This is a genomic window from Pseudomonas sp. efr-133-TYG-23, from assembly GCF_030209215.1.
Lineage (GTDB): Bacteria > Pseudomonadota > Gammaproteobacteria > Pseudomonadales > Pseudomonadaceae > Aquipseudomonas > Aquipseudomonas rhodesiae.
Genome location: NZ_JARVSL010000009.1, coordinates 165,054 through 175,900, shown reverse-complemented (window position 1 = coordinate 175,900; position 10,847 = coordinate 165,054). Strand labels below are relative to the sequence as shown.

Sequence of the window (10,847 nt, the reverse complement as noted above, 5' to 3'; positions counted from 1 at the left end):
ACCTGCTCACGTTTAAGCTGCTTCCTTAGCGCTGTTTTTCCTTGTTGATCGATCGCGTGAAGTTGAAACACGGTTTTTGCCAAGTCAACCGAAACAGTCGTAAGCTGCATGAGGACGCTCCCTTCCGCTAAGTGTGGGTAACACTTTAACTTTGGCACATAGATGCCGTTAGGAAGGGGGCGTCCATTCCATTACCACAGATTTATTTTTCAGCCTTTGAGACTGATGAGACACCTGGGCCATTCGCGGTGAAGCCTGCGATGCGAGCCCGATTGGCCCTTTCACCGGTAATCGTTTCGGGCCAGACTCATGCGTATTCATAGCCGCAGTGGTAGCCACCATGATTTCCCATGTTTGTTTAGGCGTAGGTGATTTTGATCGGGCCTTTGCTTTCTACTCAAAAATAATGGCCGACTTAGACCTCACGTTAAAATTCTGCGAAGCGAGTAAGCCGTGGGCCGGTTGGGTCTCAAAAACCTCATCTCGCCCCCTTTTCGTCATAGGAAAGCCATTTGACGGCAACGCATGCGAGCCCGGCAATGGAAATATGGTGGCGCTACTTGCACCCAATCGGGAGGCGGTAAGAAGAAGCCACGCAACCGCACTGGCCTTAGGCGGAACGTGTGAGGGCGCGCCTGGATTAAGGCCTCACTACCATCCCGACTATTACGGCGCGTACTTTCGAGACCCTGACGGTAACAAGCTTTGTGTCTGCTGCCACAGCCCGGCATAAGATTGGTCGGCGTTCATCAAGCGAGCTGCCGACGCTCAAGCAAAGTCGAGGGCATCAACCCAATAGCTCGTCGACTTTACGTAGCCGAAAGACTTTAAAACGGCCTATGGGTTTTCTCACAGCCTGGACCTAGAGCAGCCGCTGTATGCCTCCCCACCTACGACCCGCGTCCATCCGTCGCATCCCCCCACCCTCCCCCTCTAGCCCCCATCCAACCTGCCGATAACCCTACTAACCACATGCCTTACCCCGCATCCCCACTCGACCGAGCCCACCCCATGAATCCACTCGCCCTCATAAAAAAAAACCGGCCCGCTCGCCAAGGCACCACCACCCTCACCTGTACCGCCAGCGACCTGGACGCCGCTTTAGCCGCCCAGCGCATCACACCGACGTTGATCACGGGCTTCATCTCGCCGCACTTGGACATCGACGCCATCGCCGCCAAGCTCAAGCGCCGTTTCCCGCAATCCACCATCAGCCTGTGCACCACCTCCGGCGAGTTGTGCAACGCACCCAATGCTCTCTATTGCAGCACCGGCGAGCGCTGGGATCGGATGGTGTTGCAGTTGTTCGATGCCAGTGTGATCGCCTCAGCCGAGGTGGTGATGGTGCCGTTGGAGTGCGAGGACATTCGCAGCGGTGGCAAGCGCCTCAAAATGCAGGAGCGGATTGCCAAGTTGGTGGCCAATATCAAGCGGGTGCAGGTGAATACACCAATCGATCATCGCGATACCTTGGCGTACGTGGTGTTCGACGGGCTGTCGGCGTCGGAGTCGTTTTTTATGGAGGCGCTGTACGAGTCGGGGCGGTTCCCGTGTTTGTTTGTAGGGGGATCAGCCGGGGGTAAGTCGGATTTCCAGAAGACGCTGATTCATGACGGACAGCGCAGTTATCAAAACCACGCGCAAATCGTGTTCGTGAAAACCGCGGCGGATGTGCGTTTTGGCGTGTTCAAAAGTCAGAATTTCAAGCCTGCCGACCTGACCTTCAGTGTGCTGACCGCTTCGGTGGAAGACCGCACTATTGACCAGGTCATCGACAGCAGCGGCAACATTAAGAGCATGGTGCAGGCGCTGTGCGATGCCTTCAATTGCTCGCCCCAGGCGCTGGAGCCGAAGCTGGCGGATTATTCGTTTGCTATCCGCGTGGGCAGTGAATTGTTTGTGCGCTCCATCGCACGCATCGACTATGAGCAGCAGATTGTGCAGCTGTTTTGCGACGTGGCGCCGGGCGAAGAGTTGGTGATGGTGCGGCGTACGCCGTTGCGGGAGGCGACGCGCCGTGACTACGAGCAGTTCTTGCGCGGCAAGGGTGGCCAGCCGGTGGCGGGCATCCTGAACGACTGCATCTTGCGGCGACTGAACAACGGCGCCGAGCTGGGCAGCATGGCCGGCACGTTCGGCGATGTACCGCTGGCGGGGTTCTCCACCTTTGGGGAAATCCTGGGTTTGAACCTCAACCAGACACTGACGGCGATTTTCTTTTTCCGGGTGGGCAAAGGCGCGAGTTTCACCGACGAGTACGTGGACAATTTCATCGCCCATTACGGCGAATTCAAGGCGTTTTTCCTACGCCGCCAGGTGAAGAAACTGGCCGGTTTGAACCATGTGGTGGTCAAGCAGATTGCCGCATTCAAAAACAACGACTTCGCCAACACCCTCAATACCCGGGGGCTGGACAGCAATATCCTGCCGGTTTTCGAAGGGCTGGCAGACTTGGGCATGGTGTTGGCCCAGGCTGAGCGTCAGCAGGAAGACATCGCTGCGCAGCTCAAGCATTACTCGGGTGAGTTGCACGCGTCGATGGATGAATTGGTGGGCACCATCGGCCAGCAGAACAGCGTGTCCGCCCAGGCCGGGGCCACGGTAGAGGGCCTGTCCAGCCAGGCGGACGTGGCGGTGGAAGGTGCGCGTACGCTGGCGGGGTCGAGTTTGCGTATTCAGTCGATCGTGCAGGTGATCCAACAGATCGCCGGGCAAACCAACCTGCTGGCGCTCAACGCAGCCATTGAAGCGGCACGCGCCGGTGACTTGGGCCGTGGCTTTGCCGTAGTGGCGGACGAAGTACGCAAACTGGCGGAAATCACCCGTAAGAATGCGGCGGAAATCGGCGTGGATATTGACCTGCTGTCCAGTGAGATCCAGCGCGTTGCCCAGCAGATCGAGGACCAATCCACCGGTGTCGGCGCACTGCGCGAAATGCTCGACGCTCTGGAAGCGTCCAGCCGCGCCACCGAGGGCACGGCGCAGCGGACCAAGACAATTGCGGATACGTTGACGGGGCTTACACATGCGTAGGCATCCGTCGGATCGCCAGGGCTGCACGTTGATCCGCCATTAGCCGCCGCGCCTGACTGATAGGCCATTTCAAGGTTTGTAATGTTTGATCAGACTGAACAATTGACGGGTCCAGACCCAACGCGTGCTGGGCCTTTCTCGGTTGTCCGAAAGCGCATCAAGTAGGGTGCGCTCACGCGCTAAGCCTGAGACAAGGCCCGGCTCTGAGCGCTGCGGACCTGGAACGTCAGAACGGTCGACTGGCTTGATCAGCGAGCCGGTGGCCGGGTCTATCGAATACCCCGCTGCCTTGCCTTTTTCGGTGAGGGTCCAGACGCCGTTTACGTTATCAGCGAGCGCCTCGGAGGGCGGGCGCCTTATGGATTCGTCGGTGGTAACGATGATGTTGTCTTCGACCGGGATCACTTTAAAGGTGGTGAACTCATCGCCGAGCCCAGGTTGCTTGCCGCCTTCGTCCGAAAACCTATTCACCATTTTTTCCAGGAACGGCAGGCCGCCAATATTGGAAAGCGCCCCGTAATCTGGATTGAGGATATGTCGCAAATAGCCCTGATCAAGTCGGGTACTGGTGATGGCCGTGCCGTTCAGAATTCGTGAGGCCGTTGCCGCGTCTTCTTGCTTAAAGTTGAACGTTACGCGATACCCCTGTGCATCGTAGCCGTTATTGGAACTCAACTGCTGGCGCCCGTCGCTTGCACGACGATAGCTGCCGAGTGAATGAGCCAATTGATCCACATAGCCCAGACTGGCACCCTCCTCCTGTGCGTAAGCGAACATATCCGCGATCAGCGCACGATCATCGTGACGTAAAAATTCAAAAACGTTCTGGCCTGCATTTTCGTAGGTCGCAGGCGGCAGGGCGACCGGCGGCTCGTGGCTACCGAACAAGCGCGCAATCATCAACTCGCGGCCAGCTACTGACCTTGAGCCGGGTGCTGCGGGGGACACCCCAGACTGCATCTGCAACCAAGCTGCACGTCGCTCATTCATGGTGAAAGTGCCGCCGTCGTCGTGGGCGATCAAGCTCAGGTGGTCGCGGGCGAGGTCTTTGAACGGGTTGATGTCAGTACCGTTGACGAAGCCGGTGGCCTGCCGAGCACGCGCCAGGAGGTCCGGGTCATCGGTATCGGGGGTCTGTGCGTCGTGCCGCACTTTGTTGGCGAAGTAGTTGCCATCTGTAATTGGGTCGACCAGATTGGAGCCTTGCTGAACGATACGGTTTTCAGCGTGCGTTGCGGCTTCACTTAACTGGCGCGCAAGGGTCGAAACAGCCTCGGTAGCTGGGTGACTACTGTTTGAGACACCCACGCTTGCACGTTCATCGGCGGGCATAACAGCATAATTGCTAGCCGCACTGACGGAACGACTTGTCAAATAGCGGTTAGACGAAGATGCATCAGCATTGAGATTAACCACGACAGCATCCCTCCTTCATAATTGAGTAGCGATAACGCTATCTAAAACCGCCTTTAATAACCATAAGCCACTTACAGCAGAGTTAACTGCGAGAACCTCGCACCGCATCAATACCGATAGCGGAAAGTTACCGAATCGGCACCAGCAGGACGCGTATAAGGTGGCACACCCCCTAGTACATAATGTTTGATAGTGACACGTGCGCCATGATCAAAACTCTGGTTATTAAAGTCGTAAATAGTCCCAGAGGAACCCGAGCCTATATCTACACAATTTTCCTGAGAACTATAAGGACGGTAATAGCAGAACTGCACCCGTTGACTCACACTATCTGGGTAGTATGTTGTTCGCCATTGAATTTCTAACAATTGTTTGGGAACAATGAGTGTGCCCTGAGGGATATCCGAGGTAAAAACAGTAAAACTGGTAAGCCCAACACCAGGACTCGTATTAGAATTTGACAAAACAAGGACGGGGCCTGGCGCACCGACTTTAGTTATAGAGAACTCTTGTGCGTAAGACTTTCCGCCTATCAGTATCCCTCCTACACAAATTAATACCATTGTAAAAATTTTTTCGTTCAGCCAGCGCAGCGATACCATGGACTTCAATAGGCTTTTCATATTACACCGCCCTTTAATATTAAATATACAATCCAAAATTCTCCCGCAGTAACTCACACCCCTAACATTGCATGAACTTTTAACAAAAGTAAGCTTTCAAATTCCTAAAAACACGAAGTCCATATCTGTAAGACATCCAAGTAGGAAGCCGTCAGCAACTTCCTAGTCCTGCCTCTCTACTATAAAAACCGCCTGTTTTAAGCCAGCTGGCGACCGTCACTTCAAACGCGGAATTTCAAAAAAACCAGTGATCGACTTGCTGCCGTATCCCGAAGGTTTACCCATGTGCTGATCAAAAATAGCCCGCACCATGGCGCTGGAGTCATGATGCCGAGCATGATGCCTCGCTCACCTCAAGGACGATAAAAAGTGAAAATCACCCTCGCCGCTTTGCTGCTGACTTGCCTTGCCGGACCTGTGCTTGCAGTTAATATCCCTATCGGATTTCAGACCGCCACCCTCCCCGATGCGCAAAACAATCGCCCATTGCAACTGACCGTCTGGTATCCCGCCGCTACCACTGCGACCCCCGAACCGATCGCCGACGATACGGTGTTCGTCGGCGCTCTCGCGGTGCCGAACGCGCCGGTGGTGGCTGGTGAGCATCCACTGGTGGTGCTCTCCCACGGTTACGGCGGCAATTGGCGCAATCAGGTGTGGTTGGCCAGTGCATTGGCACAGCGGGGTTATATCGTGGCGGCGGTCAATCATCCTGGCACTACCAGCAAAGACCGTAGCCCCGCCGCCGCTGCGCAGTTATGGCAAAGGCCCAGGGACTTGAGCCGGGCGATCGATGGGGTGCTGGCCGAGCCGGGCCGGTTCGGTGTGGTCGCCAAAGGCCAGATTGCCGCCATGGGCCATTCCCTGGGCGGCTGGACTGTGCTGGAAATGGCCGGCGCTCGGTTCGATCCCGACCGGTTTGTCCAAGACTGCACCGTTCACCCTAAGCTCGGCGGCTGCCTCGGTTACCGGCAAATGAACCCCGCCGGTACGCCAGAGGGTAAAGCGCGCTTGGCTGCGGATTTAAGCGACCAGCGCGTCACCGCCATTGTGTCCTTGGACCTGGGCCTGTCGCGCGGCTTCACCGATGCCAGCCTGGCGACATTGCCAGTGCCGGTGCTGGTGATTGCGGGAGGCGTGCCGTCCGAGGATATGGACCCGCAGTTGGAGTCCGCCAACATGGTCAAGCGCCTGCCAAAAGCCACGACTCAATATATGGAGATCGCCGACGCCACCCACTTCAGCTTTATGTCGATCTGCAAACCAGGCGCCGTGGCGTTGATTGAAGCGGATTCGCCGGGCGATGGGATGATCTGTCAGGACGGCAACGGGGCGAGGCCACGGTCAGTGATCCAGCAGCAGGTGGTCGACCTGATCGGTGCATTCCTGCAGCGTTCATTTCACAACTGATACTTGGGCCTGGGGGATGTCCCCCTTAAGAAACACCGGACGATATAGCCAAAGCGCGATCTACGCCTGGATTTTGCCTAGGCCCCACGGTGCAGCTTGCTTAGCTGGTATGATCCGCGCGTTGACAGCCCCGGTAAAAACCCATGAATCGCCAGAAAAAACTCCAGCAACTGTTCAAGGCCAAGGCCAAGAAAGCCAGCGCCAAATTGGCGCCCAAATCCAAGGATCGCTACATCAGCAAGGCCGAGCGGGAAAGGCTGGCGGCTGAAGCTGCCGAGGCGCCCAGCCCGTCCCCCGAAGCCTGACTCAGCAGCCGCTCAACGCCACTTGCGGCCGCTCACCGGCGAAGAAAAACGGCCGCAGGCGCACGCCCACGCCGTTGCCGATAAACGCTGCCACCAACCACATCCAGCCATGCAGACTGCCGGACGCGATGCCGCTGAAGTACGCGCCGATGTTGCAGCCGTACGCCAGGCGCGAGCCGTAGCCCAGCAGCAACCCGCCGATTACCGCCGCGATCAACGAACGGGCCGGGATCTTCAGGCTCGGAGCGAAACGTCCGGCCAGGCCGGCGGCCAGCAACGCACCGAGGACGATGCCGATGTCCATCACACTGGTGATGTCTTCCCACACCGGCGCGGCCAGGGCCTTGGCATTACCCGGCATCTGCCAGAATGCCCAGGCGCCGACGTCCACGCCCACACCGCTCGCCACCTTGGCGCCCCACAGTGCGAACGCCGAAGTAATGCCCCACGGCCGCCCGGCCAACGCCAGGGTCGCGTAGTTGAGCAATGCCAGGCCAACGGCGCCCCACACCAGCGGCCACGGCCCGCGCAGAAAGCGGCGCACACCTGAATGCGGGCTTTTCACACCCTCTTCAAGCTGACCGTGGCGGCGTTTTTCCAGGCGCACGGTGACGGCTGCGATCAACGCAAACACCGCAAGGCTCAGGATCAAGGCCGGTACCACGCCGAAACTTTTGACGATGGACACCGCCGGGAACGCCGGCAACGCAAACCACCAATCCACATGGTGCGTAGCGATCAGCGAGCCGCAGATAAAGAACAACAGGGTCACCAGCATGCGCGCATTACCGCCGCCCACGGTGAACAACGTGCCCGAGGCACATCCGCCGCCCAACTGCATGCCGATACCGAAGATGAACGCACCGAACACCACCGACACTCCAGCCGGCGCTACCAGCCCGACAACCGGCTGACCCAACAACGTGCCCGCCCCCAGCGCCGGGAAGAACAACAGCACCGCCAACGCCAGCATCACCATCTGCGCCCGCAGGCCGGCGCCACGACGATCATTGATAAAAACCCGCCAGGCCGAGGTGAAACCGAAGGCGGCGTGGTACAGCGTCAGGCCCAGGGCCGCGCCGACCATCAGCAATAGCATCTGGCGCGAGCCGACAACGTTGTGCAGGAACAGCGCGCCCAGCACCAGCAGGGCAAAGGCCACCAGCGGCGCGACGGGTGAGCGCGCGGGGGTCAGGGGAATTGAGGCGTTCATGGGTCTCTCGCGGGTTTGAAATAAATGAGGGGCAAGGGCGACAGTATAGATAAGCCCGAAGCCGTCTGGTGTCAGCCGCGGCCGATCGAACCCGACACCGGCAGATTCCCCAACAGTTTCAGCCCGGTGCTCTTCACAAAAGTGGGGTAATCCATCGGCCGCTGAATCCTTGTTTCAGCATTCGGCAGCACATAAGCCCACGCCCGTTGGGACGATGCGTCGTACACCAGCTTGAACAGCCGCGTCGGCACCCACACCCGGTTAGCACCGATGGTGCCGTGCCCGTCGTCGAACAGCGGCCCAGTGAACACATACACATCGCCGCCGGCGCGAAGGGCGAACTTGCGCACGTCCGCCTCGACCTTGCTCCAGATCTTGCGGTTGTTGGTAGGGTCTTGCGGCACCATGTTCGACAACGCAAATGACTGGGCCATGGCCTTGGCATCGGGTGCGTCGGCGGCCGGGGATTGGTGAAATACCCGGCAGGAGTTCATACTCAATGTTTGCTGTTGTTCTTACCTATTCATGCGCCTAGCTGCGAAATTGCACACCTGATTGCATCGGAGCTGACCCACTCGTTTGCATTGCACTTGACCAGGAGTTTGCATTTCGACTGACCACCGACTGCATCAGATTTGACCAGCACACCTAGTAACTATGATCGGCAGAGAACTCTCGCCTAGCGCGTCAATTTTTGGGTAGGGCTCACGTACTATCTGAGGAATGGGTCATCACATAGACACTTTCCACAAGCATCCGCGAACATTTGACCGTCCGTTTTTGGCCGACTCCCGCCTGGACCATCTAGCGGAGAGCGGCCAATAGCGGTCAGCCAGTTAGCGGACTGGCTGCAAATTTAGTTAGTCATACCCTCGACAAACACGACTCGAGCATCGAAAGCGAAATGCTCTTTGAATTCATGTGCGTAGCGGGGATTAATCCATCGTATGTATATACGTTCAACCGATTTAGGGATTTTAGCGCACAGATTCGAAAGCAACATACCATCCGAACCACTTAAAAAAAGGTCCTTGGCATCGAGCCAAACCTCACGACAATTTGATAGATCACCAAGAGGCATGTAAGAGAACGCGTAGCCGCGAAGATCTTCGGCTGTCAGCATCAAAGTACAGAAATAGCTCTGGCGAAGCTCACAAGAAAGTTCCTTCAACCTAAAAACCAGCGATTGCGATCCATCTTCCGCATACCAATTAACGTCAACGATCCCACTACCCGATGGCCCATACGCGCTTAGGAACGAAGCCAGATCCCTTTGACCGCCCCCGCTCACTTTCATCTTTTGAAATTCAGTCAGAGGATTGAACACTCTTCCATCGCTATCTAGTGTGATCTCTTGCGCACCTCCCCGAAGTTGAATTCGAGATGACTGCCCCCACTTAACCGAATTCTCAACCATTTCCTTCAAGACAGCGATCAGGTGGGATCTAAATCCAGCGTCATAGCTGACTCCAAGAGAACACTTATTGACAAACCCACCAATCTTTTCAGCGTACGTTCTGTTTCCCATTAACTGATGTACAGAGGCGTCATCGAGAATATCAAGCATAGGATCATCTCCATTCTCGCCAATATACTCGCTGAGCACTTTTGATACCGAAAGCCCCTCGGTACTTATGAATTCCTGTGCTAGGTGGCAAGCAGCGATTGCAGCAATTTTTGCGGAGTATACTTGTGCGTTCTTTGTGCCAGCAGTACCTCCGCCTTTGTCACTTGGCGACTTGGCGAAAATCCAAGGGATCTCTCTCTGATTACATTGAGCTGCAACAGGCTGACCCTCCATGTCCCCGCCAACTGCGCTGCTGTCGGCACCGAATAACGTCGAGGCGAACGACTCGTCTTCGGAAAAGACTTCCCCGCTATATACCGTACCCGTGACAATCTTCGACGATATCCCCAGCGCCTTAACACTTTGGTTGAACCTCGGCGTAACCGCACCAACGATCCTGCTCAACTGTTCGTCGTCGATACGTGATGACAAAACAGGTTGAGAGCGCAGCTTCAAGCTTCCCTCCTTCGCAACAAAGTCTATAAGGGAAACAATTTTGTTCGAAATAGCTACATCATGCAGGTCGCCAACTGCGGAGTTTCCGTAGCAAAAACCACTGAGCACGACGAGTCGTGGACATAGTGTTTGCAACACCTCAGGTAACAACATCCCTACTGACGCCTTTCCATGACTGCCCCGCTCTGCGCTAAGTAGGCAAACGGGATACCCCGCTAGAACACCCACCCTAAGACGCTGCAGGAGACCGATAGCCTTGCGCTGCATCTTAACGCCGCAAATGTTCAGCGCTGAGATCAGCGCATCCCTCTCTATATCGTTGGAGGTCACAAATAGGATTGTATGATTACGAAGCTCGAGGGATAGCTGCATTGAATTGCTCTCAGTTCGACAGAGGTTTCGGGTTTAGCGTTGACGTAGGAATTCCGCCTAGCGTGAATATTTCGTTTGAATTTAAAGACTCACCCAAAGATAGAAAGGGCGTGCCATAATAATTCTTGATTACCCGCTAAGCGTTTGCAATAGGCCGACTTCCGCCCGATACGTCGGTCAGAGAGCGGCCATTAGCGGGTGTCCGCAGTGGAGAGGTTGACTCTCCGTCTCTCTGCGGAGCAGCATTCTCGATATGCCCGTATGAAACGTTTCTCTTTGCTTCGGACACTCACAGGTGAGCCAGTCGTCATCGGCAGATACTAACCGTGCCCCGACTGAAGCGTCGGGCAGAGAGCGGCCACAAGAAGCATCCAACAATGACCGATAAGATATAATGCGGACGACCATGCGCTCTATGCATCAAATAGCCCCTGAATTAAAACCACGATAGC

The 10,847-nt window shown here is 56.3% G+C and carries 8 protein-coding genes and 1 pseudogene; 4 read left to right on the top strand and 5 right to left on the bottom strand.

The window, feature by feature from the left end; all coding sequences use genetic code 11:
• Positions 1 to 340: 340 nt before the first annotated feature.
• Positions 341 to 733, top strand: a complete 393-nt coding sequence (locus tag QRN41_RS06155) for a VOC family protein (protein WP_167418046.1) — start codon at positions 341 to 343, stop codon at positions 731 to 733.
• Between the two features lie 278 nt (positions 734 to 1,011).
• Positions 1,012 to 3,033: an FIST N-terminal domain-containing protein gene (locus QRN41_RS06150; RefSeq protein WP_167418047.1), complete on the top strand. Its 2,022-nt coding sequence runs from the start codon at positions 1,012 to 1,014 to the stop codon at positions 3,031 to 3,033.
• Between the two features lie 69 nt (positions 3,034 to 3,102).
• On the opposite strand, the gene QRN41_RS06145 is transcribed toward QRN41_RS06150, so the two are convergent.
• Positions 3,103 to 4,449, bottom strand: a complete 1,347-nt coding sequence (locus QRN41_RS06145) for a hypothetical protein (protein ID WP_167418048.1) — start codon at positions 4,447 to 4,449, stop codon at positions 3,103 to 3,105.
• Positions 4,450 to 4,556: 107 nt separating this feature from the next.
• A complete protein-coding gene (locus tag QRN41_RS06140) occupies positions 4,557 to 5,072 on the bottom strand; it encodes a hypothetical protein (protein ID WP_135948261.1) in 516 nt (171 codons plus the stop codon).
• 369 nt (positions 5,073 to 5,441) lie between these two features.
• Here QRN41_RS06140 and QRN41_RS06135 point away from each other — a divergent pair, with 369 nt between their 5' ends.
• Positions 5,442 to 6,482, top strand: a complete 1,041-nt coding sequence (locus QRN41_RS06135) for an alpha/beta hydrolase family protein (RefSeq protein WP_167418049.1) — start codon at positions 5,442 to 5,444, stop codon at positions 6,480 to 6,482.
• 143 nt (positions 6,483 to 6,625) lie between these two features.
• Positions 6,626 to 6,787, top strand: a complete 162-nt coding sequence (locus QRN41_RS06130; protein ID WP_080758769.1) for a DUF2986 domain-containing protein — start codon at positions 6,626 to 6,628, stop codon at positions 6,785 to 6,787.
• Position 6,788: 1 nt separating this feature from the next.
• Here the strand turns inward: QRN41_RS06130 and QRN41_RS06125 are convergent, their stop codons facing one another.
• From QRN41_RS06125 to QRN41_RS06115, 3 genes and pseudogenes are all read right to left on the bottom strand, one after another.
• A complete protein-coding gene (locus QRN41_RS06125) occupies positions 6,789 to 8,000 on the bottom strand; it encodes a YeeE/YedE family protein (RefSeq protein WP_167418050.1) in 1,212 nt (403 codons plus the stop codon).
• A gap of 71 nt (positions 8,001 to 8,071) precedes the next feature.
• A pseudogene (locus QRN41_RS06120) lies at positions 8,072 to 8,473 on the bottom strand (DNA/RNA non-specific endonuclease); the annotation flags it as partial.
• 383 nt (positions 8,474 to 8,856) lie between these two features.
• Positions 8,857 to 10,395, bottom strand: a complete 1,539-nt coding sequence (locus tag QRN41_RS06115) for a phosphorylase family protein (protein ID WP_034138759.1) — start codon at positions 10,393 to 10,395, stop codon at positions 8,857 to 8,859.
• Between the last annotated feature and the right edge of the window lie 452 nt (positions 10,396 to 10,847).